Source organism: Marinomonas sp. TW1 (genome assembly GCF_001625355.1).
In the GTDB taxonomy this organism is placed as follows: Bacteria; Pseudomonadota; Gammaproteobacteria; order Pseudomonadales; family Marinomonadaceae; genus Marinomonas.
This window is the reverse complement of record NZ_JSEE01000016.1, coordinates 42594-67606: the sequence shown is the minus strand read 5'-3', so window position 1 is coordinate 67606 and position 25013 is coordinate 42594. Positions and strand designations below refer to the sequence as shown.

Sequence of the window (25013 nt, the reverse complement as noted above, 5' to 3'; positions counted from 1 at the left end):
AAATGATTTCCTATTCAATAAAGAAAGAAAAGTTATGATATAACATATTTTATGAGAATCACACTTATTCAGAATGAATATTAGGTTGAATCAAATGAAAAAATGTCTGCAAGACAAGCCGTTAGCAAAAACAAAAAAAAACCAGTTTCAACGGATTGAAACTGGCTTTTTTAAAATAGCGATAACATTCTTAGCGGAAGGCGCGTTTTCTCGCTCTTTCAAGGCGCTTCAAAATCGCATCCAAACGTTCAGGCTTAACCATAAATTCTTGGAAACCTTTCATCCCTTCTTGCGCCATGCTTGGTTCAGTATCACGGTCATAAAACTGTGCTGTGCCAGACGCATTGTTCAGCATATCAACACCCTTGTTCAAGAAATAATTATCAGGCGCTTGGGCTTTAACATTCGGCGGAATTTGGATCAAAGCCGCATTCACCAAGGTTTGATTATCGCCTCGAGACATAAACTCTAGGAACTTACGAGCATCGGCTTTGTTCTTGGCCTTGGCTGGAATGTGAATGGTATCCATTGGTGCATCTTCTGACATGCCCACACTTGGATCGATTTGTGGGAACTGGAAGAAACCAATTTTACCGTCTAACTCTTTTGGAAAGTTTGGCGTAATGAAATTACCAATCAAGTACATTGCCGCCTTACCATTGTATAGGAAAGGTTGCGCTTCTTGCCAAGAGTATGACGCATGGTTTTTCAGGAAGTAGCCTTTATCAACCAGCACTTTCCAGTTCTCGAAAGTCTTGCGCACACGAGGGTCAGTATAAGGAATCTTGCCGTCCATTAAATCAATGTGGAATGCCAAACCGTTGGTACGCATGTTCAAGTAATCAAACCAACCCGCTGCCGTCCAAAGGTATTTGGTACCAATGGTAACCGGTGTGACATCGTTGGCTTTCAGCTTAGCGTTCACCGCAAGGAACTCGTCCCAAGTTTTCGGTTCAGACAAGCCTAGGTTTTCGAAAATGTCTTTACGGTAGTAAATGCCCCACTGATAGTAAGTGTAAGGCATTCCCCACTGTTTACCATCTATGGTCATGGCTGGTGCGGCAGACGCCATGTCGTTCTTCAGGCCATTGTTATCCCAAAGGTCACTCACGTCTTCAAACAACCCACGGTCTACAAAGGCTTTCATACGGTTACCCGCATACCAAAACACCACGTCTGGCGGTGTAGTGGATAGCCAGTTACGAATCGCAGTCTTATACGCCTCTTTATCATAAAGATTGTATTTCACCGTGATGTCTGGGTTCTCTTGTTCAAATTTTTGAATGATTTCGGCAAAGGCTTTCTTTGGTGCTGGATCAGCCTGATCCGAGTTAATCACCAAGGTGCCCGCACTGGCGAGTGAAGCGGCCGTTAATGCCATAGCTCCGACCAACATGGATTGGATTTTTTTCATGATAAGCAAGTCCTCTTTTTCTTTTTATTTACTGGAACCAAGTTTCAGTATTAAACAATTCTTCAGAATTTTCAATAAAAGAAACTTAGTTCCACTTTATTTTTTTGCTTTACTAGCACTTTTTCCAAATAGCAATATTTGCCGCTTCCAAACGGCGACTACCGATCACCAATTCTGCCCCTTCAGGCGCAAAATCGATGGTTCGAGAAGCATAATTCATCACAAAAATGAGCTCGCCTCTCTCACGGATTCTTAAGCCTTTCGGCAAGTAATACGTTTCCAAGCCTGCTTTATCAGCAAGTTTTGCCAAACTCGCCTTGAGCGCCTCATTATCCAAACAAGACCCTAGATAAAAATGCTGACCTTGTCCCACTAATACGGGATTACCTACATCGTCTTTTAATAGACAAGGTAAATCTGTCGCAATTTGCTCGTGCCAATGTTTAAGCAAGCCTTCGCCCCAAGCACCAGAAACGGCCAACTGAGTGTGATTCGGCAAAGCGTCAACACGCTCAACTTGCAGTGGCAATAACTTGCGCAATGGACCAGGTGCGAGATTTTCTGGAATTTGATAGCTCGAGGTTTTACTGCCGGTTCTAGGCCCAGCCAATAACAAGCCGTCAAACGCTTCCAAACGCTTAAGCAAATCATCACCGATGTGCGCTTGCGCTGGCAGTATGAGCATTTGATAGGTATCCAAAGAAGCATGCGCAGAAATGATGTCAACCGACAAGCCCAACTCACGTAACGCTTCATACATTCGATAACACCAGAACAAATAACGATAAGCACGTGATTGCGGCTGAATATCCAACGACCAACAAGCGTCATAATCAAACATCAAAGCCACCTTCCCTGCACTCGGCAAAGACAACAGTTCATCTGCATCCATACCCAATGCAGCAGACAGTTGCGCAACTTCTTTGGCTACTTGCGCCGCTTCTTTAGCGGCCTCGGCTTCTTCAGCATCAGGTCGTAACAAACCTGCGTGCATTTGTTCTTGGGCAAATGGCGCTTGACGCCAACGGAAGTAAGACACCAACTCGGCACCATGAGAAAACGCTTCCCAAGTCCATAAGCGCACCGCGCCATCGGCAGGGGAAGGATTATGGGGTGCCCAGTTTACTGGGCCAGGTTGCTGCTCCATGATCCACAAGCGCCCTTTACCACAACCGCGATACAAGTCATGATGGAAAGCGCCAAAGTCAGGATGACCAACACGCAAATAGGTCTGTTTTTCTTCCTCGCTGTAGATGGCTTCTTGGTCCAAAAATCCCAATGGATAAGTATCCCAACTGGCGACATCGAGATCTTGCCCCACTTTGTGATGATCAAACGCAGTGAAAAAGCCCATGTAGTTATGAACCAAATCACGACCGGCAGAATGCTCTCGCAAAATATCCACCTGTAGCTTGTTGTAGGCCACCACTTGATCAGAACAACAACGCTGAAAATCTAGACGATGCGAAGGGTTGGCTTCTGTTACCGTCAGATTTGGCAACTCTATTTCATCGAAATCACGGTATTCCATGCTCCAAAAAACATTGCCCCAAGCTTGATTAAGCACCTCAATGCGACCGTATTTGTCTTTTAACCAAAGACGAAAAGCCGCCAAATCCGCTTCGGCATAACTCAAAATCGTATCGTGACAACCGTACTCATTGTCAGTTTGCCAAGAGGCTACCGCGGGGTGCTGTCCATAACGCTGCGCCATCAAACTGGTGATACGACGACATTCTTCTCGGTATTCTAAACTGGCAAACGTGTAATGACGACGCGAACCAAAACCACGCACACGACCTTGTTCATCTTTTGCTAACATACTGGGATGACGGTCCACCAACCATTTAGGTGGTGTCGCAGTTGGTGTACCAAGAATCACTTTCAAACCGTGTTCATGTAAAATATCCAGCGATTCATCTAACCACTGCCAATGCAATTCACCTGGCGTTGGCTCGATGGTGCTCCAACTAAATTCACCGACACGAACGTACTCAATGCCGATTTTTTTCATCTGCTCTGCATCAACACGCCAACGACTCTTCGGCCAATGCTCTGGGTAATAACAAACACCTAATTTCATGTTTACGCTCCAGCAAACGGCTGACTTGGCTCACCTGCCACGTCAATGCCATACTCAGCTTTAAGATCGATCGCCACCACATGACCTGCTAATGGTTGCTTGGCCAGTTCTTCTTCACTCGTCGCGACACTGGCAGAAGTAATGAACAAGGTATTGCCACCCACGCCACCAAATACACAACTGGTTGGCTTTTTAAATGGCAATTCAATCGTCTGTAACACTTCACCTTCGGGGTCATAACGCACAATACGAGCGCCGTCCCAATTGGCGTTCCACAAACAAGCTTGTTGATCAATACATGAACCATCCGCACCTATGCCCTCTTTCACCTCAAAAAAAGGCTTTTGCGCTCGCACATCGTAAAATTCAGAGTAAGGGTAAGCGTGCACCTTGCGCGTCATGGAATCGCCAAAATAAAAACGATCGCGAGACACGTCCCACGCTAAGGTGTTAGAGATGCCAATACCTTCTAGCATCAAGGTTTTCTTGCCTTCTGCCGTTACTTTCCACAAACGCCCACTGGCCGTTTGTTCAGCATCGTCCATCGTCCCCACCCAAAGGTTGCCCTCTGGATCACATTTAGCGTCGTTACTGCGATTCCCAGGAATATCAACATCAAGATCACATAAGTATTCCAACTCGCCAGTTCGCTTATTTAAGTAAGCAACACCGTCTTCCAAGGTCACCAATAAACGTTCACCTTGCGTGGTAAATACAGCGGACACTTTTTTCGACAAAGTCCAATGCTCGGTTTGATTCGTGGTCTGATGCCAACACCAAACCTGACAGGCTGGAATATCCACCCAATATAACGCCTGTTGCAGCGCACACCAGAAAGGCCCTTCCGCCAATTGATGACGCTGTACGCTGATTTGTTGCATGTTAGTTCGCTCCTAACCAGGCTTGCCAAGCCTTGGCAAACGCGAATGCATTGGCTTTCGTTGTTGCCACAGACTGTCCTTTTTTGTATAACGCAGAGCCCAAGCCGAATCCATTGACACCAGCAGAACAATAATCAGCCACATTGTCTGGCGTTACTCCGCCCACAGGGCAGAGCCACGTATCACTCGGAATGACAGCACCCAATGCTTTGATTACGTTGAGTGAAGATAAGGCTTCCGCTGGAAAAAGCTTCAACCCGTCTGCGCCGGCGTGTAAGGCAGCAAAACCTTCACTGGCCGTAAAAAAGCCCGGTAAAGCATATAAACCGGCTTTTTTGGCCGCTTTGATCAATTCCACATCAGTATGAGGGCACACCATGAGGCCCGCACCAGTATCAACTAGCTTCGCCAAATCTTGTTGAGTTAGTACAGTACCCGCCCCAATGAGCGCTTGATCACCAAAAGTGTCTTGCAATAGACGAATACTGGTAAATGGATCGGGGGAATTTAGTGGCACCTCGATCATTTTAAAACCGGCATCCAATAACACTTGCGTATGCTCAACCACTTCATCGGACTGCACACCTCGCAAAATAGCCACCATGGGGAATTCTTTCATCAATGCATCAAAAGAATGCGTCATTATTATTTTCCTTTTGCTAAGTTAGACGTATTAGAGGCTAAATTCGCCAAACGTTTTAGACCACGAATACTGGCTTCGCCCGCTTCCATGAAATCCACATTCAAATTATGTTCAGCCAAGGCGAATTGATAGCGTACATTCAAGGCTTTACTGCCAATGATTAACACACTGTTCATCGGCTTGCTTAACGCCAACAAAATGTCGTTCACATCATGTCCAATCACAATGCCGGACAAATAGTCACGTACTTCTTCAGCCGCTAATTCACCACACACATAACGACTCCGTGCACTGAATAATTGGTGCATGATGCCACCCGCTTGCTGGCTGGCTTTGAGTCCTTTCTGAAACGCTTGTACTTGTAATTCATCAGAGTGAGGCAAGCCTTTTACCAGACTGGATTCATCGTTCAAACGAGCAAACAGTTCGCCCGTTATGGCTGTAGAAAAATCCATCACTTGCCCTTGTTCAATCTGTACCCACTTACAGTGGGTGCCAGGCAAACAAAAAATACGCTCATCACAGCTTAAGTTGTGACTTTCTAGCCAATCCAATGCCCCTAACAGCTGAGTTTCTTCACCCCGCATGACATCCGCCATGCCGGCAACACCCTGACTTTGAAGCCCTGGAACGATGGCTATTTGATTCGGTAATGAAGTGTTTAACCAATGCAAATGATTGGACAAATCGTCTAGTGACATAGGACAAGTTTGATAAGGCACTTCTTGCCAACCACCACGACTGCCGACCATGCCTGCCATGTATATGGGAAGACCTAATTCCAGCCAATCGTCAAGCAGATCAGCTAAAACGGCTTCAAACTCATCACTAGACAGCGTTAACATCCCCTTCGCACTGCTTCGCTGAGCTTGGATTTGACCATGCTGATTCATCAAAAAAGCACGCAGATTGGTGGTACCCCAATCCACCGCAATGAAATTTGCAGAGGGTGTTGATAATGGCGAAACAGAATTTACGGAGGTCATTACAAACGCCCCCCATCGACAACTAAGCTCTGACCTGAAATCATGCGACTGTCATCGGCGCCCAAAAACAGCACCAGATCTGCCACGTCTTCAGGCTCAATTTTTTCTTTTAATGCTTGCTGCGTCATTAATTCGGCTTCGGCTTCAGGCGTCAGCCATAGACGTTTTTGCTTTTCTGTCATGACCCAGCCTGGCAACACAGTATTCACGCGAATTTTGTCCGCCCCCAACTCACGAGCCAAACCTTTGGTCAAACCCGAAATGCCGGCTTTCGCTGTGACATAACCAGGGTAACCAGACAAACCCAACATCCAAGAGTTAGAGCTCATGTTTATGATGCTGCCACCGCCTGCAGCGGCCATACTCGGCGCGACAGCCTGAGCGGCAAAGAAATGATGCTTCAGATTCACCGCCATACACTGATCAAACTGCTCAGGAGTCAGTTCCTGCAAACTGTGGCGATGATCATTGGCGGCGTTATTCACTAAGATGCGTACGGCTCCCCATGCCTCAATTCGAGCAGCAATGGTGGTTTTTAATCGTTCAATTTGGGTCAAATCCACCCATTCGAAATGAACCTGGCAACCTTGTTTCTGCAATTCACTTGCTAAGGCATCACCTGCGTTCTGGTCAATATCGAAGAAACTGACCTTGCAGCCTTGCAAAGCTAGCGCACGAACTAAGGCCTCACCTATACCGGATGCCCCGCCGCTCACCAAGGCGTGACGCCCAGCTAAACTCGAGTAAGAGGTTTTATTCTTGTTGTTTGTCATTAATGAGACTCCCTACTCACTTTTGAGCCACTTTTGCCCACTAAGAAATCTAAGTCCGCCCCGCTATCGGCCTGCATCACATGATCAATATAAAGTTTGGCGTAGCCGCGGTGATATTCGCTTTCATCTGCTTGCCAGTTCGCTTGACGCTCTGCCATCTCTTCATCAGAAATGTGCAAATGCAATCCACGTCCAGTCACATCCAGGGTAATTTCATCACCATTTTTCACCAATGCTAATGGACCGCCCATGGTGGCTTCTGGCGCCACGTGCAACACCACGGTACCAAAGGCAGTACCACTCATGCGGGCATCACTGATGCGCACCATGTCGGTAATGCCTTGCTCTAACAACTTACTTGGCAATGCCATATTGCCCACTTCGGGCATGCCTGGATACCCTTTTGGACCACAACCTTTAAGCACTAAGACGGAGTCCTTATTGACCTCCAGTTCCGGCGAATCGATGCGCGCTTTGTAGTCTTCAATGTTTTCAAACACCACGGCTTTGCCGGTGTGTTGTAACAGCGCTGGCGTAGCCGCACTGGGTTTGATAATGGCACCTTGTGGACACAAATTTCCTTTCAGCACGGCAATACCCGCTTGTTCGCGCAGCGGTTTATCTAAAGGACGGATGACGTCATCATTAAAGCATTCCGCTTCGTTCGTCGTATCCGCTAGACTTGAACCCGACACCGTCATGGCCTGCATATCGAATTCATGCTGAAGACGCTGGATCAAGGCGGGGAACCCGCCTGCATAATGGAAATCTTCCATCAGAAAGCGGCCAGACGGCATAAGATCCACCAAACAAGGAATTTCAGCACCGATGCGATCCCAGTCATCCAAGGTCAATTCCACCCCAACGCGACCGGCAATCGCCAATAGATGCACCACTGCATTGGTCGAACCACCAATGGCGGCATTCGCGCGTATGGCATTTTCAAACGCTGACTTGGTGAGGATGTCCGATGGTTTCAGGTCTTCTTTGACCATTTCCACAATGCGCATACCGGTCAAATGCGCCAATGCCTGACGACGCGCATCCACCGCAGGCAAGGTGCCATTCTCTGGCAGAGACATACCAAGTGCTTCCGCTAAACATGACATAGTCGAGGCCGTGCCCATGGTCATACAGGTACCGCGGGAGCGCGACATACCGGATTCCGCTCGCATAAACTCATCCAAGCTCATCTTGCCGCCACGTACCGCTTCACTAAATTTCCACACATCGGTACCAGAACCTATGTCTTTACCTCGATATTTGCCGTTCAGCATGGGGCCAGAACTCACCACAATAGACGGTAAATCTACCGAACAAGCGCCCATTAATTGCGCTGGTGTTGTCTTATCACAACCACCAAGCAACACCACGCCGTCCATACCATAAGCACGGATGGATTCCTCAACATCCATGCTCATCAAATTGCGAAATAGCATGGCCGTTGGCTTCATTTGCGTTTCACCCAACGACATCACAGGAAACTCAAGTGGCACACCGCCGGCTTCCCAAACGCCACGTTTCACGTATTCAGCTAACTCGCGTAAGTGCGCATTACAGGGCGTCAATTCACTCCAAGAGTTACAAATGCCGATAATAGGACGACCGTCAAAACTGTGATCTGGTAGACCTTGGTTTTTCATCCAACTGCGATGAATAAAGCCGTCTTTATCGAGTTTTCCGTACCATTCTTGGCTACGTAACGGCTTTTTGCTTTTGTTATCATCACTCATGTGTTTTTCTCCGAACTGGGTACCGCTTTGACTTCCAATAAAACAATGGACTCAGGATCTAAAATGGGAAGTTGCACTCCGATCTGCGTTAAGCTGGCACCGTTTAAAGGTAATTCTGTGTCCCACCAAACCGGTTTGGCTTTCATCAAATGGTCTGGCAAAGGACTGTGTTCTAATACTGTTACAAGGTAATTCTGATCCGCGATTAAGCCGGGCAATCGAATGGGCAAAGTTTGCGCTTGCTTCGGCATCGCGAGTTGACTGTAAACCGCGATACCATGCTGCGCGTCTTGACTAAGTGCCCACTGAGTTTGTGCTCGACCATCAGCGCTAGGTAAGCGCCAATTGTTACCCTGATGCAGGCAATCACGGGTACGTTTGTATTGTTTAATCCAATTAGCAATCGTGGCTTTCTGCTGAGCATTGGCTTCCAATAAATTCCACTCAATACCAAGGTGCCCTAACATGGCCGTGCCCGCACGAAACGCCACATCGTGGATACGACTGGTGGTGTGACTCTTGTCTGGCCCAATATGAGACCCCATGACTTCGGGCGGGAAGAAATAGCTAAAACCCCGCTGTATACTCTGACGTTCCAAAGCATCATTGCAATCCGATGCCCAAAAGCGTTTTGTAAAATTCAAAATCCCAAAATCCACTCGTGCGCCACCAGAAGAACAACTTTCAATTTCCATGTCAGGAAAAGCTTGGTTGATTTCAGCCAATAAGCGGTACAGAGCAAGTACTTGGGCTTGAGCTTGTGGCGCAATGGCCCCACCTGACTGTGAGTAATCTCGATTCATATCCCATTTCACATAATCAATGGGATAGGCATTGAAAAGCGCAAACAAACGTTCACGCAAATAATCGTAAGCCTCTGGTATGGCCAGATTCAACACCAACTGATTGCGCCCTAAGCAAGCACTGTATTGCGGTAACTGCAAAGCCCATTCAGGATGAGCACGATACAAATCGGAATCTGGATTCACCATTTCCGGCTCGAACCAAAGCCCAAACTCCATTCCCAGCGCTTTCACATGATGAATTAATGGCATAAGGCCATTGGGATATTTATCTTCATCAACGAACCAGTCCCCCAGCGCCGCATGATCATCATTGCGCCCTTTGAACCAGCCATCATCCAATATATAACGCTCCACACCAACGTCAGCCGCCGCCGAAGCCAGCTCTTTTAATTTGACCATGTCATGATCAAAATAAAACGCTTCCCAGGTATTTAGGTGGACTGGTCGAGGCTTATCTAGTAGCAAACGCGCTCGGGCTTCACGATGGAACGCCTGGCTCATGAGGTTAGCACCCTGAGCACTGTGACTGGCCAACATTTGTGGTGAGGTTAAGCTTTCATTCGCTTCAAGTACTATTTCACCTGGTAAATACAAGGCTTCCGCCTGCAAATAACGATGCCCTTCAATGGTATAATCGGCCTTGAGTCTGTGGTTGCCACTCCAAGCGAGGTGCATGCCCACGACTTGCCCTTGCTGTTCGGTAAAACCCGATTCGCCCACGATCACACCGGGGAAATTGGCATGACCATTTCGACCATTGCGATTTTCTTGTGACCACGTGCTCTGCCAAGACTCTCTGGCTTGTTGAAACTCTTGACACCAGCGCCCATAAAAACTGATACGATCTGTCAGTTCTACACTCACCGGCAAAGTACAAGCTAACCGCTGAACCTGCACATGAGCGGTGCCCAAATTGGTTAGTGTCACTTGCTGACGCAACACACCAGAAGGCAAAAGACCTATTTGCAGTGTCAGGGCTAACTGGGCAACCGAATCCTCAAGGGCAATGAAAATATCCTGACGTTGCTGATCTACACGCACTTGTTGCCAACGCATAGCCCATACAGGACGATCAAGCGCGTGCGCTTCCACTGCTGGTGATTGCAACCAACCACGACCCGCTTCTGGAATAAGACTCATCGGCGCAGGTTGATCCAGCATAGCTTGTGGAACCCCTGCTTGTTGCGATAAATACACCGTCTCTAGTGGCGTCTCTTTTGGCAAAGACTCCCCAAAATACACCAGTTCAGGTGATGCCTTCTGATGACAAGCAATCACCAGTGTTTTGCTTTGTTGATCAACACGATACAAGCTGGTTTGTTGTGATATAGACATAGTGATTACCCTTTTGTGGCACCCAGTGTCAGACCTGCAATGAAATGACGCTGCATTGCGAAAAACAAGATAACGGGCGGTAACGCCGCCACAATGGAACCGGCGGCAATCAGCTGCCAAGATGCCATCCACTGCCCTTTCAAAGCACTGATACCAGCAGTGATAGGACGAACCTCATCACTTTGCACCAAGACTAATGCCCAGAAATAATCGTTCCAAATAAAGGTAAATATTAATACCGACAAAGCCGCCAGAGCAGGTCTTACCAAAGGCAAGACGACATACCAGAATATCTTCCATTCGCTGACACCTTCTACACGAGCGGCTTCAATTAATTCATCCGGCAAACCGACGATAAAGTTACGCATAAACAAGGTACAAAACCCGGTTTGGAAAGCGATGTGGAAAATAATCAACCCCGTTGCTGTGTCGTATAAGCCCATACCAATGGTTAAATCCCGCACCGGGATCATCAGAATTTGAAACGGCACAAAGTTACCCGCGATAAACGTAGCAAACATGGCCACATTGCCGCGAAATTTAAACTTGGCAAGGGCATAACCGGCCAAAGTTGACAAGGCAACCGCTCCAAATACTGCTGGCAAAGTGATCAACACCGAATTCAGCAGATAACGAAACATGGGGGTTTGAGTAAATACCAGTGTGTAGTTTTCTAGCAGCATCCACTCAGAAGGAATGCCCCAGTAATTACCAGCATTGATGTCCGCAGTAGAACGAGCGGAAGTCAACATAACTGCAATCAATGGCAGCAACCACAGCAGTAAAGATAACCAAATCGCGACGCGATAACTTAAATTAAAGGGTAAAGATCGTTTTTCAATGGGTGTAGGAAACATTAGGCTTTCTCACTCTTCAGCATGCGCCACAAGAAGTAGGCAATATAAATATCCATAATCAAGAACAACACAGTCGCAATCGCCGCACCGTAACCAGCACGATAATTGAAAATTGACTGTTCATACATGAAGTAGGCCAGCACACTTGAAGAACCAAACGGCCCACCACTGGTCATCGTTGCCACCAAGTCGAAACTACGTAACGCACCAATTACCGTTACCACCACAGCGATAAAGGTCGCTGGGCGCAACTGAGGCAAAATTACGTGCCAAAGCATTTTCCAACCGTGAGCACCATCCAAACGAGCCGCTTCGATTTGATCCGGATTGAGATTATTTAAGCCTGTGAGATACAAGATCATGCAGTAAGCGATTTGCGGCCATAGTCCAGCGACTATGATGCCGAACGTCACCCAATTCTCATCAGATAAAATGGCCACTGGCTCCATACCAAATAAGCCAATGGCCTTATTGAACAAACCAAATGAGGGGTCGTAGAACCAAGAAAAAACAAGGCCAACAACAACTTGCGAGATAACGAAAGGAAAAAAGAACATGGCTTTAACGGCTCGAATCCCCATGACCTTTTGGTTGAGGAATAGCGCAATGGCTAAACCAATGGGTGGCGCCAGCATAAAGAACACCATCCAATACACATTATTTTTTAATGCCACCCAGAATTGATAATCATCGAACAGCTCGATGTAATTATCAAAACCAACGAATACCTTTTCTCCGATACCATCCCATTCATAAAAGCTTAACCAGATACTTTGAAGAATCGGAAAGACAACGTAGACCACAAACAAAATGACTGCTGGCGCTAAAAACAATACCGGCATCCATTGCTGCTGCTTGCTATGCAACTTCTGCATGGCTCACACACCTCTTTATTTTTATTAAATAATGAATCGTCAAACTTGACAGATCACTCACCTAATAAAATAATGGAATAAAGTTCCATTTTTTGCAATACTGATTTCAGAACATTTTTTAAGATAACTTTTCAACGCGATCTTGATCGCTATAAAAATAACAAAGGAAACACAATGTCAGCGCCTGAAAACAAAAGCGGAGGCTCGTCTCTTGATAAAGCACTAAGCCTGCTGCAAGAAGTTTGCATGACACCTGTGCCACTGCGTTTTGCCGAATTGGTTGATAAAACAGAGCTACCGAAAGCCACGGCACATCGAACTCTTACGTCACTGGCAGATAAAGGTTTAGTTCGTTTTGACGAAGAAAGCCAACTTTACTATCCAGGATACGGCTTATTGGAATTAGCCCATCAGGCTTGGGCCAGTATGGATGTTCGCGACATTGCCGCAGATCAAATGAAAGCACTTTGGCAAGATACTGGGGAAACCATTCACTTGGCGGTCTTGGATCGGGGTGAAGTCATTTACATCGACAAGTTAGAGAGCCAAAAAAGTCTGCGCTTGTTTTCTGCAGTGGGTAAAAAAGGCCCAGCTTATTGCACTGGGGTAGGCAAAGCCATGTTAGCGTTTTTAGACGAAGACAACTTGACGCAAGCCATCCAAGATCAGAGTTTTATTCAACACACCAAAACCACTTTAAAAAACGAGGCTGAATTACGCGCAGCACTAAGCCAAATTCGTAGTAGCCGCGTTTCTTTGGATTTAGAAGAGCACGAAGACGGTATTCAATGTGCCGCCTCAGTGATTCTAAATCACAATCATGAACCCATTGCCGCGATGAGCATCACCGCTCCGAAATTTCGCGTCGATGATGCTCGCTTTCAACACTTTCAAACACTGGTCAAAGACGCCTGTACGAAAGTATCCATTCGAATGGGGGCTTCGGCCTCTAACTAGCATAGGAAAAGTCCATTATGGCGACGATAAAACTAACAAACGTCATCAAACGGTTTAATGACATAGAAACCATTCATGGCGTCAACCTTGACCTAAAAGACGGTGAATTTGTGGTCTTTGTTGGTCCATCTGGCTGCGGTAAATCGACTCTTTTACGCCTGATTGCCGGTCTTGAAGACATCACCGAAGGCAGCCTTGAGATCAATGACGTTAACATGAATAACGTGGCACCAGCGGATCGCGGTGTGGCCATGGTATTCCAATCTTATGCGCTCTACCCTCACATGACAGTGGAAGAAAACATGAGCTTTGGCTTGCGAATGAATGGCGTGGCACCCGAAAAGATCAAAGAGCAAGTGGCGAATGCCGCGAATATTTTGCAATTGAACGAATTGCTTGACCGCAAACCCAAGCAGCTTTCTGGCGGACAACGCCAACGGGTCGCCATTGGTCGCGCCATTGTGCGCCAACCAGAAGTTTTCTTATTCGATGAACCTCTGTCTAACCTAGATGCTGAATTACGCGTTGACATGCGCATCCAAATTGCACAACTGCATAATCGCCTAAAATCTACCATGATTTACGTTACTCATGACCAAGTGGAAGCCATGACGTTGGCGGATAAAATCGTCGTATTACGCGCCGGTAATGTGGAACAAGTTGGCTCACCATTAGAGCTCTACCACAACCCTAGCAATGAATTTGTGGCAGGTTTTATTGGTTCCCCTAAAATGAACTTCTTAGCCGCCAGCGTCACCAGCATTGATGCGGACAATATGGCGACCATTGCCGTCGCGGGACAAAGCATTCAATTGCCAGTTGATATCAGCAAGGTTTCAGTGAATAGCCAAATAAAGTTAGGGGTTCGACCAGAGCACATTACAGAAGACACTGACACTGTAGACTTTACGCTAAATCTCAACATTGATGTGGCGGAACATCTTGGCGGCCTAACCTACCTGTACGGCCAATACGACAATGAAAAACTGACCATTGAGGTCAGCGGTGGCAATCTGACTCGCCATGGTGAGAACATCACAGTTGGCATCAGAAAGCAGGATTGCTATCTATTCAATAAACAAGGCGAATCCGTTATTCAACGCCCTGTTCCAAAGAGATAATAACCACGTCTATTGCGCTTAGCTTTAAGACAACACAAAAGGTCACTTTATTTTAAAAGTGGCCTTTTTTATTCCTCTTCATTCGACGTCAACAACTTAGTGCAATTCTGCCAAAAAGTGAGTGAGATACGTAAAACCGCGCTTTGCTACTAATGGATTGAACAAACTAGCTTGACCTGGGTTGTTGGCACTTGGCAACATGAAAGAATGCACAGTATTACCAAAATCAAAAAATTGAAAATCAATCCCCAAGCTTGACCAATATTGCTTAGCCGATTGCGCGTCTTCATCACTCACCAACGGGTCTTGATAACCATTCATGATCATCAGTTTCACCTTCTGGTTAGCCTGCTCAAGAGATTGCGCACGATAGAAGGACATTACACCATGAAAACTTGCCGCACCAATGACATCGGCAAAGTGCAGACCCGCTTCCAGCGCCAAGCGACCACCTAAACAAAAACCAATGTGTACAATGGGTGAATCTCCCTGTAATGCCTGCTGAGTTAATTCCTGTTGCAAGTCATGCAAAGATTCCGCTTCGGCCAGCAAGGCTCCCATTTTGGCTTGTTTAGCGACAAAGTCGTGAGGATTTTGCCCCTGACCGTATAAATCGATCGCCGTTACCGCATAACCTTGCTCCGCCAGCCGATCTGCAAACTGCTTTTCAAAATCACTCAAGCCCGAGAAAGTCGGCCAAATCATAACCTGCAATGGGACTTGGCTGGCCTCTGTACGCTTTTGGTAATGACGTCTCTCGACATTATTAAACAAAGAATCAAAATCTTGACACATAAATCACCTCCATTAGAAACGTCTGTCCAGTCTAGCGTTGAGCGTTTTGAAAACGCAACGCTGTACGTCACTTTGTCTTTTTATTGCCCTAATGCCAGCTGTATCCTTTTATAAGGCACAAAAAAACCGGTATGGTCTAATGACCACACCGGTTCATTTTTACACGCTAAGATTATTGGCTTAATTGCACAATCAGCTTGTTCATACGAGAAACAAAGGTCGCAGGATCTTCCAATTGACCACCTTCAGACAAGGTCGCTTGTTCGAACAACAACCAAGCCATGTCTGAAAAGCGCTCTTCGTCAGCTTCTGCATCCATTTTCACTACGATTGGATGATCAGGGTTCACTTCCAACGTTGGCTTAGAGTCTGGTAGTTTTTGGCCAGCTTGCTCAAGCAAACGACGCATTTGCAAGCCCATATCGTTTTCACCCACCACCAAGCACGCAGGAGAGTTAGTCAAGCGATCCGTTGAATTAACGTCGGCAACTTGCTCTTCCAACACTTTTTTCATGCGCTCTAGAAGAGGCTTAATTTGCTCAGCTTTTTCTTCCTTCTCTTTTTTAGCTTCTTCGCTATCGTCTTCCGTAATATCAAGCTTACCTTTAGTCACATCTTGGAAAGATTTGCCGTCAAACTCTTGCAGAGAAGACATCATCCATTCATCGATGCGATCGCTCAACAACAGAACTTCATAACCTTTCTTACGAAGAATCTCTAGATGAGGGCTGTTTTTCGCCGTATTGTGGCTTTCAGCGTAGATGTAGTAAATCTTATCTTGGCCTTCCGCCATGCGCTCAATGTATTCAGCCAAAGAAACCGTTTGCTCAGGCGCATCGGTTTTCGTGCTACTAAAACGAATTAGAGCAGCAATCTTATCTTTGTTGCCCATGTCATCCGCAGGGCCTTCTTTCAATACATTACCGAACTCATTCCAGAAAGATTGGTAGGTTTCAGGATCGTTCTTCGCCATTTTAGACAGCATGTCCAAGACACGCTTAGTCAAAGCAGAACGCATTGAATCCACAGCACTGTCGTTCTGTAGAATTTCACGAGACACATTCAAAGAAAGGTCGTTAGAATCGACAACCCCTTTCACAAAACGCATGTAAGGTGGAAGGAAAGCTTCTGCTTCGTCCATAATGAAAACGCGCTGAACATACAATTTCAGACCACGTTGCATGTCACGATTCCAAAGGTCGTATGGGGCTTTAGAAGGAATATAAAGCAAGCTTGTGTATTCCAATTTCCCTTCAACCTTGTTGTGCGACCATTTCAACGGCTCTTGGAAATCGTGTGAAATGTGCTTGTAGAACTCTTTGTATTCTTCGTCTTTTACGTCGTTACGAGGACGAGTCCACAAAGCTTTTGCCGAGTTTACCGCTTCAAACTCAGGCGCTTTGTTTTCATCTACTGGCTTAGGATTGCCCTCTTCATCCATTTCTGGATAAACGACTTTTTTCATTTCCACCGGAATGGAAATGTGATCAGAATATTTCGTCACGAGAGTACGCAAACGGTAGTTGTCGGCAAACTCTTTTTCATCCGCTTTTAAGTGCAAGGTAATGCGAGTACCACGAGTGGCTTTATCAATATTTTCAATGGTGAATTCACCAGAGCCATCTGATACCCAACGTACCGCTTCGTTTTCCGTAGCACCTGCACGGCGAGTTTCAACGGTTACCTTGTCAGCCACAATAAACGCAGAATAGAAACCCACACCAAATTGACCAATCAATTGGCTGTCTTTTTTCTGATCGCCACTTAATTGCTCAAGAAAAGCAGACGTACCAGACTTGGCAATGGTACCTAGATTGGTAATCGCCTCTTCACGAGACATGCCAATACCATTGTCATCAATAATGACCGTGCCGGCGTCTTTATCAAATTCAACACGGACACGTAGATTTGGGTCATCAGATAAGAGATCGGCGTTCGCGACAGACTCAAAACGAAGCTTATCTACCGCATCAGATGCATTGGAAATAAGTTCACGTAGAAAAATTTCCTTGTTTGAGTACAAAGAATGGATCATCAAATGAAGTAGTTGTTTTACTTCCGTCTGAAACCCTAACGTTTCTTTTTGAGTATCAGTTGACATGTTTATACTTGCTCCTATTTGAATGAACCTTTGGTCTCACCAAAGGCGTAACACTTACTGTATGTGCAACATAGATAAAGCCTCTTGAGTGGATTTCAAGAGGCTTAGTCACAATTTTTTTGTGGAAATTCAGATTGATAGGATTTACTAAATGAACCAGCTTACTAATTTAATCGCACGATGGTTAAACCATCGCCAATTGGCAGCTGTGAGAGCGTGACGGTTGGATCTTGATGAATGGTATCATTGAGATGACGAACAATTTGCGTGTCTTTGTCATCGAAACGGTCGTCAGCGACATTGCCCCACCATAGTGTATTATCAATCACCATACAGCCACCAGGTCGTAATAATTTTTTGCCCAATGCATAGTAATTAAGTAAATTGGCTTTATCCGCATCGATGAACAAGAAGTCATAACTTGCACTTTCTTGTTCCACTTTTTCTTGCATCACTTGTAATGCATTGGCACACACGGTGATTACCTCTGCGGATAAGTCCGCTTTGGCCAGATATTTGCCCGCGATGTCCAACCACATTTGCTTTTTATCAATGGCTAACATGCTGGCGTTTCCCCCTAAGCCCCGAGCAATGGAGATGGTGCTGTATCCTGTGAACACCCCTATCTCCATTACTTTTTGAGGGTTTAGTAGGCTCACCAAGAGCGTCAAAAATTGCCCAACTTCAGGAGAAAGCGCCATACGCGCCATATGATATTGCGCCGTTTCACGACGCAAATCTTCCAATACTGATGGCTCACGAACAGAATGATTAATCAGATAGTCATACAATCTGTCATCCACTTTCACCGTTCGATTGACCGGACGATTTTCTTCGGAAACCGGTTTGGGGAAATTAGGCAGCATTTGAATTCTTCACTAATCCACGACTCAATGTTTTAAACGTTTTTGATCGAAACTCTCGGCGATACAGCACTGCCACCACCATGACACTAGCCGCCATACAAAAATACGGCCCTAAAAACCAACCACAAAAAGCCATCGCAAAATAATAGGCTCTCAAGCCGTAATTAAATTGGTTGGCAGCCAAGCTACAGATTTGCGCCATATGATTGGCATACAATTCTCGTTCACTGTCTTCAATGCCCCGCTCCGTTGCCAAAGGCGCACTCCCCACCAATACAGAGCAAAAATTGTACTGACGAACAGACCAAGTAAAGGTGAAAAAAGCATAGGAGAAAATCACCACTAACACGATAATTTTCAATTCCCATTCTTGTTGACTCATCGGCGCCAACAAATAGAAATCTGAGATGATCCCCAAGGCTTTTTCCGAATAATTAAATGCCGTAAACAAGCCGGCAATAATCAGCAAACTGCTGGACGCAAAAAACAAGCTACTGCGCTCAAGGTTTGCCATCACAGAAGCATCAGCAATGCGGTTATCTCGCCTTAACAAACGCGACATCCAGGCTAAACGAAATTGATGCAATACACTCACAAGACAAGCACGTCGCTTAGAGTTGTATTGTGCGTACAAAGCGTATCCCCACCAACAGGCAAAGAACACAAACAAGGTGGTAAGATCTAACGGATTTAATAACAAGGAAACAGAACGACTTTCCATACAATAAGACTCAACTATAACAATGGCTTAAGCTAGTGTAATTAAAGCATTTTTACCGCTTCCTGTGTAAGTTTATAGTCGATATAAATTCACCTTATCGATGAGTATATTTACAAACAAAGCCGAATGAAAACACTTGCATCCGTTAAAAATATCGGTAATATGCCAGCTCTCTACACGACATGCGGATGTGGTGGAATTGGTAGACACGCTGGATTTAGGTTCCAGTGCTTCACGGCGTGAGAGTTCGAGTCTCTCCATCCGCACCACTCCTCGATATGTTTCTACTTTCTACACACAAAAAAAAACCGAACCCATTACTGAATTCGGCTTTATGTATTTCTCTGTATCGAATGCTAAGCTTTTAGCTTCCAGGACACTGCTTGGCCAGAATAAAAAGGCACAATAGGCTCGCCATTCGCTAAGTTGATGCTATCTGGCACTTGCCACTCTTCTTTGATCAGCGTCACTGTGTCAGTGTTACGTGGCAGACCATAAAAATCTGGGCCATGCAAACTAGCAAAACCTTCCAACTTATCCAAGGCGCCAAGCTCTTCAAAAACCTGAGTATAAAGCTCTAACGCTGACCAAGCACTGTAACAGCCAGCACAACCACAGGCATTTTCTTTTTTATGACGCGCATGTGGCGCTGAATCCGTTCCAAGGAAGAAACGATTCGAACCCGATGCCACCACTTCGCGCAAAGCTTGCTGATGCGTTGAACGCTTTAGCACTGGTAAGCAATAGTTATGCGGGCGAACACCGCCCACCAACATATCATTTCGGTTCATCATTAAATGTTGTGGAGTAATGGTTGCCGCAACACCTTCACGAGCAGACAGTACAAAGTCAGCCGCTTCCTTTGTGGTGATGTGTTCAAATACCACTTTTAGATTCGGTACACTCTCAACAATTTTTGTCATGTGTTGATCAATGAACTCTTTTTCACGGTCAAAAATGTCAACATGGTTATGCGTCACTTCACCATGAATCAACAACAACATATCGTTTTCTGCCAAGGCTTCAAAAACAGGGTAACGAGATTCAACCGACGTAACGCCGGAATCCGAATTAGTGGTTGCGCCAGCAGGGTACATTTTTACGGCTACAACGCCCGCTTGCTTCGCTGCGTGAATGTCTTCAACCGTGGTTTTATCCGTTAAATACAAGGTCATCAGAGGCATAAAATCACTGCCTTCTGGACGCGACGCTAAAATACGCTCTTTATACAAGATCGCCATCTCTGCATTAACCACTGGCGGTACTAAATTCGGCATCACAATAGCACGAGAGAAACAACGTGCCGTCGCTGGAACCGTCTCCAGTAACATGTCGTCATCACGAAAATGTAAGTGCCAATCGTCTGGTTTAATGATGGTAATTTCGTTCATCTTTTGCCCTTTAAGATAAATAAAAAAGTACTTTAAAAGTGTATCGTCTAGCCAAAAAAAAGCCGCTTATTAGCGGCTTTTTTAATTACTTAACTGTCTTTACGAGGAGCACGTGGACGGCGCTCACCACGGTCACGACCGCCATTTGAACGACGGCGCTCACGATCACCGTAACCACGACGCTCGCCACCACCAGGACGACGACGTCCAGATGGCGATGCAGCACGCTTGTTTAACTCGTCAGCATTTTCTAATTTGGCGATGTCTGTGCGTTGACCACAAATGCGCATCTTACTTAATTTACCTAACGCACCAGATTCCAAGTTTGAAGGTAAATCAACGGTCGCAAAATCTTCATAGATTTCGATGTGACCAATATAACGACTTTCGATGGACGCTTCGTTCGCAATCGCACCGACAATGTTACCTGGTTTAACACCAGCACTGTAACCGACTTGAACGACGTAACGTGTCATCGCTGTATTAGGATCATCCTTAAGCGGCATGGCATCCGCCGTTACCGGACGAACTTTACGCTCACGTGGCGCTCGCTCTTCACGACCGTCGCGGCTATCACGACCGTCGCGGCTATCACGACCTTCGCGACGCTCACGACGCTCTTGACGAACTTCCATTTCAGACAATAGCAAAGGGTTTTTACCTTGTGCCATATGCGCTAACGCAGCCGCCATTTTAATAGGATCAACTTCGTTTTCTTTTTGGTAGCTTTGTACTAGCTCCAAGAAGAAATCAAGGTTTTCGTTATCCATGGTGTCTGTGATGCGTTGTTTAAAGCGGCTAACACGTTGCTCATTGATGTCAGATGCCGTTGGCAAATTCATCTTTTCGATTGGCTGACGAGTTGCACGCTCAATGGCTTGCAACATGCGACGCTCACGATGAGCAACAAACAAAATAGCCGTTCCAGAGCGACCAGCACGACCCGTACGACCGATACGGTGAACGTAAGATTCAGTATCGTATGGAATATCATAGTTAACAACGTGACTAACACGCTCAACGTCTAGACCACGCGCAACCACATCTGTCGCGACAAGAATGTCGATTTGACCTTTCTTGATACGATCAACCGTACGCTCACGTAAGTTCTGACTAATATCACCATTCAATGCTTCACAAGCGTGACCACGAGCGGTTAACTTTTCAGCCAATTCAACGGTGGCCGCTTTAGTACGAACAAAGATGATCATGCCATCGTGTTCGTTCATCTCAAGAATACGAGTCAGAGCGTCTAGCTTATGTAAGCCGCTCACTTGCCAGTATTTTTGAGAGATGGTGGTCGCTGTTGATGTTTTAGTGACAATTTTCACTTCTTTAGGATTGTTCAAATGGCGGTTAGCCACCTGGCGAATCACAGAAGGCATCGTCGCCGAGAACAACGCGATTTGGCGTTCTGCAGGCGTTTGCTCCAGAATCCACTCAACATCATCAATGAAACCCATGCGCAGCATTTCGTCGGCTTCATCCAACACAAGTGCTTTTAGGGTATCCAATTTTAGAGTCTTACGACGGATATGATCCATCACACGACCCGGTGTACCAACGACCACTTGCACACCACGTCGAAGTTGACGTAGCTGAGAGTCATAAGACATACCGCCGTAAATTGGCAATACGTGGAAGTCAGGAATATTTCGAGCGTAACTTTGAAATGCTTCAGATACCTGAATAGCAAGTTCACGAGTTGGAGCCAATACAAGTAATTGTGTCGTTTTATCTGTCACGTCAATGCGAGACAAGAGCGGAAGCGCAAATGCTGCCGTCTTACCAGTACCCGTCTGCGCTTGCCCCAAAAGGTCGTGACCTTCTAATAGATATGGAATACTTTGCGCTTGGATAGCAGAGGGTTGCTCGTAACCGAGGTCAGCAACCGCTTTTAGAACAGGGGCAATTAAGCCCAACGAATCAAATGTAGGCTGAATATCAGCATCAGACATGTAAATGTGTACCTTTTTTTGGTGGGAGTAAGGCCTGTAACAATTTACATGCCTCAACGAAACTTCTCAGGGATTTCTCTAGAGGAAAATCTAAGTGCGGTATTATATACAATTAATCTAAAATGCGCTAGCAAGATTTGAAATAATATACCAGTCTTTTGATTTTATTTTTCTACCTCTGACATCCCTTTGTCAGAATCCAGCATGATGGCCAACCAACGCATCTTAGGGTTCGCCTCAAATGCCAGTTTTACAATAATAGTCAATGGAATGGATAAAAGCATACCTACCGGACCAAAAACCCAACCCCATAAGAGTAAAGATAAGAAAACCACTAAGGTCGACAAGCCTAGTCCTTTACCCATATACCTTGGCTCAATGATATTCCCAACAATCAGATTCACAACCACAAAGCCAAGCGCCGTCAGACCGGCCGAGAGACTACCCAACTGAACAAACGCCAATAAAACAGCGGGAATAGCGGCAATAATAGAACCGATATTCGGCACAAAATTAAGTAAAAAAGCACAGACCCCCCATAAGATTGGAAAGTCTATCCCCAATACCCACAACCAAGTGGTAATTAACGCCCCCGTTAAAATACTCACCAAGGTTTTAATCACTAAATATCGGTTAACCGAATTAATAAAGGTTTCGAACCGCCCCATCGACTCTGATGCATCGTTTAATGCACGAGATAATTTATGTGGCAATTCAACCGCTTCAAATAAAATGAAGATCACGATCATCACCACCAAAACCAGGTTGGTTAAGGCACTACCTAAACCGCGCAACGCATTGGCAACCATTTGCATCAAAGAAGATGGGTCGATGTAACCTTTTACCTGATCATAAGACACTTGAATGCCAACGTTATTCAACAATTGAATGACGCCTGACATTTCTTCAGCAAAACGCTGCTTATAATTGGGCAGCTGACTGGAAAAACTATCAAGTGATGCTCCAACTAATAAAGCAATGGAACCTATCCCTATCAAAATCAAGAAAACCACCAGCACAATGGATAGCCAAGTGGGCACTTTACGTTGTCGTAAACTCGACATAGCGGGTGCACAAATGATGGCAATAAACACTGACAACATAAAAGGCACGACAATTTGTGAGGCGGCTTTTAACCCCGCGATAATAATGATAAACGCCGCAAAGCCGACTAACCACTGAATACCTTTATGCTGTTCACTCATGTTTTTGCCTTACATATCCATTGGGTAAATACTTTGCGCATAGTCTGCTAAATCCTGCAGCATGATTTGTTGCTGACTCGACAAATCGGGTGTTTGGGCGATGGCATTTAGACGATCAAAATATTGCGCCATGGTAATAGAGCCACCACCATCCGCCTCTAACAAGCGAATTTGACGATACTCTTCCCATTCCTGTCGTTGTTGTTCAGTTAATTGCTCCGGATAGTTACGGCCAATGTAACGCGTCAACATTTCAGGTAAACGTCGATCATCAAAGGACAAACTCAATTCCGCTAAATGCGCTGCTGGTGTTGATCGAATGGTCTCCATTCTGGTTTTATCTTCTCGAGAAAAGAAACCACCTGAATACAACATTAAATCTGGATCTTTATCAATCTTACGCTCTTCTTGGATAAACACATCGCTTAGCTTCGCCGCCAAATCAGTATGCTGTTTTATCATGGCAAGATTGTGACGGCATTTATCACCCTCTAGACCAAGCCGGGTCACAACCTGTTCGTCTTTTAAGAAGGTAGCAGGTGCCACCGCTGGCGCACGATTATAATGAATCACTTTTAAAGGCAAACGAGACACCTCGCCAAGCTCATCTTGTCGGGTAAAAACACGATGGCGAATCTCCTCCACACTTAACTCTAAAAGAGGTTGAGCATCTGCCATTAAATCCCACACAATCACGCCATTTTTATTGGTTGGATGAGGCGCAATAGGCACCACAAACGCTGCATAATGTCGTGCCTGTCCAAACATGCCAGAAATGTGTAGAAATGGTTTCATACGAACAGGGTCAATGAATTGCTGCAATTCATGTTTTTGGCGCATTTTAAAATAGTAAGCAAATAATTTAGGTTGTTTATCTTGAATCAATTTTGCTATTTCAATGGTGCCATACACATCTGACAAGGCATCGTGCGCTTGCTCATGAGCAATGTTGTTTGCCTTAGTCAGGTCCTCTAACTTCATGGATACTTGGCCATCTTCTTTCTTTGGCCAAACAATACCATCTGGGCGCATGGCGTACGTCATACGAACCAGATCAATCATGTCCCAACGAGAACAATTATTTTGCCATTCACGGGCATATGGGTCGATAAAGTTACGATAAAACCCGTGACGCACCACTTCATCATCAAATCGTATGGTGTTATAACCGAGTGCACAGGTACCAGGAAGGGAGAGTTCAGCTTCCACGGCTTGCATGAATTCCGCTTCACACAAACCCTCTCGGTTCGCATCCTGCGGACTAATGCCAGTCAACAAACAGGCTTCTGGCTGAGGCAATGTGTCTTCTGCCAGACGGCAGTAAAACATAACAGGTTCACCGATAGGGTTAAAATTGAGATCGGTTCTAATGCCGGCAAATTGCATAGGACGATCTCTCGCTGGGTCCGTCCCTGTTGTTTCAAAATCAAACCAAAAAAATGACGTTGGGCCCGCTGCAGTCACAAATAATTCCTGTTAGCCGTTAAAGAAAAACCGTATTATACGCATCTT

At 45.7% G+C, this 25013-nt stretch carries 20 protein-coding genes and 1 tRNA gene; 3 read left to right on the top strand and 18 right to left on the bottom strand.

The window, feature by feature from the left end; genetic code table 11:
* Positions 1-190 precede the first annotated feature (190 nt).
* From OA79_RS14860 to OA79_RS14815, 10 genes are all read right to left on the bottom strand, one after another.
* Positions 191-1414, bottom strand: a complete 1224-nt coding sequence (locus tag OA79_RS14860) for an ABC transporter substrate-binding protein (protein WP_063334019.1) — start codon at positions 1412-1414, stop codon at positions 191-193.
* 112 nt (positions 1415-1526) lie between these two features.
* Positions 1527-3497, bottom strand: a complete 1971-nt coding sequence (locus tag OA79_RS14855) for a beta-galactosidase (RefSeq protein WP_063334018.1) — start codon at positions 3495-3497, stop codon at positions 1527-1529.
* A 2-nt stretch (positions 3498-3499) separates the two neighbouring features.
* Positions 3500-4378 (bottom strand): SMP-30/gluconolactonase/LRE family protein, encoded by an 879-nt coding sequence (locus OA79_RS14850; protein ID WP_063334017.1) that lies wholly within the window; start codon positions 4376-4378, stop codon positions 3500-3502.
* A gap of 1 nt (position 4379) precedes the next feature.
* Entirely contained in the window at positions 4380-5021 is a 642-nt protein-coding gene (locus tag OA79_RS14845; protein WP_063334016.1) for a 2-dehydro-3-deoxy-6-phosphogalactonate aldolase, read from the bottom strand.
* Between the two features lie 2 nt (positions 5022-5023).
* The gene (locus tag OA79_RS14840) at positions 5024-6007 is read right to left on the bottom strand and encodes a 2-dehydro-3-deoxygalactonokinase (RefSeq protein ID WP_063334015.1); all 984 of its coding nucleotides are present in this window, start codon (positions 6005-6007) and stop codon (positions 5024-5026) included.
* Entirely contained in the window at positions 6007-6780 is a 774-nt protein-coding gene (locus OA79_RS14835) for an SDR family NAD(P)-dependent oxidoreductase (protein ID WP_063334014.1), read from the bottom strand. The genes OA79_RS14840 and OA79_RS14835 overlap by 1 nt, the downstream gene beginning before the upstream one ends.
* Complete coding sequence (locus OA79_RS14830) at positions 6780-8513, bottom strand: IlvD/Edd family dehydratase (RefSeq protein ID WP_063334013.1); 1734 nt, start codon at positions 8511-8513, stop codon at positions 6780-6782. Before OA79_RS14830 ends, OA79_RS14835 begins: the two co-directional genes overlap by 1 nt.
* Positions 8510-10654 carry an alpha-galactosidase gene (locus OA79_RS14825; RefSeq protein ID WP_063334012.1) on the bottom strand — a complete coding sequence of 715 codons (2145 nt, stop codon included), beginning with the start codon at positions 10652-10654 and terminating at the stop codon, positions 8510-8512. The genes OA79_RS14830 and OA79_RS14825 overlap by 4 nt, the downstream gene beginning before the upstream one ends.
* A 5-nt stretch (positions 10655-10659) precedes the next feature.
* Positions 10660-11511 (bottom strand): carbohydrate ABC transporter permease, encoded by an 852-nt coding sequence (locus OA79_RS14820; protein WP_063334011.1) that lies wholly within the window; start codon positions 11509-11511, stop codon positions 10660-10662.
* Positions 11511-12386, bottom strand: coding sequence for a carbohydrate ABC transporter permease (locus OA79_RS14815; RefSeq protein ID WP_063334010.1), 876 nt, complete (start codon positions 12384-12386; stop codon positions 11511-11513). The genes OA79_RS14820 and OA79_RS14815 overlap by 1 nt, the downstream gene beginning before the upstream one ends.
* A gap of 174 nt (positions 12387-12560) precedes the next feature.
* Here OA79_RS14815 and OA79_RS14810 point away from each other — a divergent pair, with 174 nt between their 5' ends.
* Positions 12561-13343 carry an IclR family transcriptional regulator gene (locus OA79_RS14810; protein ID WP_063334009.1) on the top strand — a complete coding sequence of 261 codons (783 nt, stop codon included), beginning with the start codon at positions 12561-12563 and terminating at the stop codon, positions 13341-13343.
* A 17-nt stretch (positions 13344-13360) separates the two neighbouring features.
* A complete protein-coding gene (locus OA79_RS14805; RefSeq protein WP_063334008.1) occupies positions 13361-14464 on the top strand; it encodes an ABC transporter ATP-binding protein in 1104 nt (367 codons plus the stop codon).
* 96 nt (positions 14465-14560) lie between these two features.
* Here OA79_RS14805 and OA79_RS14800 read toward each other — a convergent pair whose 3' ends face one another.
* From OA79_RS14800 to OA79_RS14785, 4 genes are all read right to left on the bottom strand, one after another.
* The gene (locus OA79_RS14800; protein WP_063334007.1) at positions 14561-15259 is read right to left on the bottom strand and encodes a dienelactone hydrolase family protein; all 699 of its coding nucleotides are present in this window, start codon (positions 15257-15259) and stop codon (positions 14561-14563) included.
* A 172-nt stretch (positions 15260-15431) separates the two neighbouring features.
* Complete coding sequence (gene htpG / locus OA79_RS14795; RefSeq protein WP_063334006.1) at positions 15432-17360, bottom strand: molecular chaperone HtpG; 1929 nt, start codon at positions 17358-17360, stop codon at positions 15432-15434.
* A 164-nt stretch (positions 17361-17524) separates the two neighbouring features.
* Positions 17525-18226: an O-methyltransferase gene (locus OA79_RS14790; protein WP_063334005.1), complete on the bottom strand. Its 702-nt coding sequence runs from the start codon at positions 18224-18226 to the stop codon at positions 17525-17527.
* On the bottom strand, positions 18216-18947 hold the full coding sequence (locus OA79_RS14785) for a DUF599 domain-containing protein (protein ID WP_082825491.1): 732 nt from the start codon (positions 18945-18947) through the stop codon (positions 18216-18218). The genes OA79_RS14790 and OA79_RS14785 overlap by 11 nt, the downstream gene beginning before the upstream one ends.
* Before the next feature lie 184 nt (positions 18948-19131).
* Here OA79_RS14785 and OA79_RS14780 point away from each other — a divergent pair.
* A tRNA-Leu gene (locus OA79_RS14780) sits at positions 19132-19216 on the top strand.
* 87 nt (positions 19217-19303) lie between these two features.
* On the opposite strand, the gene pyrC is transcribed toward OA79_RS14780, so the two are convergent.
* From pyrC to sbcB, 4 genes are all read right to left on the bottom strand, one after another.
* Positions 19304-20338 carry a dihydroorotase gene (pyrC, locus tag OA79_RS14775; RefSeq protein ID WP_063334004.1) on the bottom strand — a complete coding sequence of 345 codons (1035 nt, stop codon included), beginning with the start codon at positions 20336-20338 and terminating at the stop codon, positions 19304-19306.
* Positions 20339-20427: 89 nt separating this feature from the next.
* Positions 20428-22296, bottom strand: a complete 1869-nt coding sequence (locus tag OA79_RS14770; protein WP_063334003.1) for a DEAD/DEAH box helicase — start codon at positions 22294-22296, stop codon at positions 20428-20430.
* A gap of 164 nt (positions 22297-22460) precedes the next feature.
* On the bottom strand, positions 22461-23501 hold the full coding sequence (locus OA79_RS14765) for an AI-2E family transporter (RefSeq protein WP_063334002.1): 1041 nt from the start codon (positions 23499-23501) through the stop codon (positions 22461-22463).
* Between the two features lie 9 nt (positions 23502-23510).
* The gene (sbcB, locus tag OA79_RS14760) at positions 23511-24965 is read right to left on the bottom strand and encodes an exodeoxyribonuclease I (RefSeq protein ID WP_063334001.1); all 1455 of its coding nucleotides are present in this window, start codon (positions 24963-24965) and stop codon (positions 23511-23513) included.
* Positions 24966-25013: the final 48 nt, after the last annotated feature.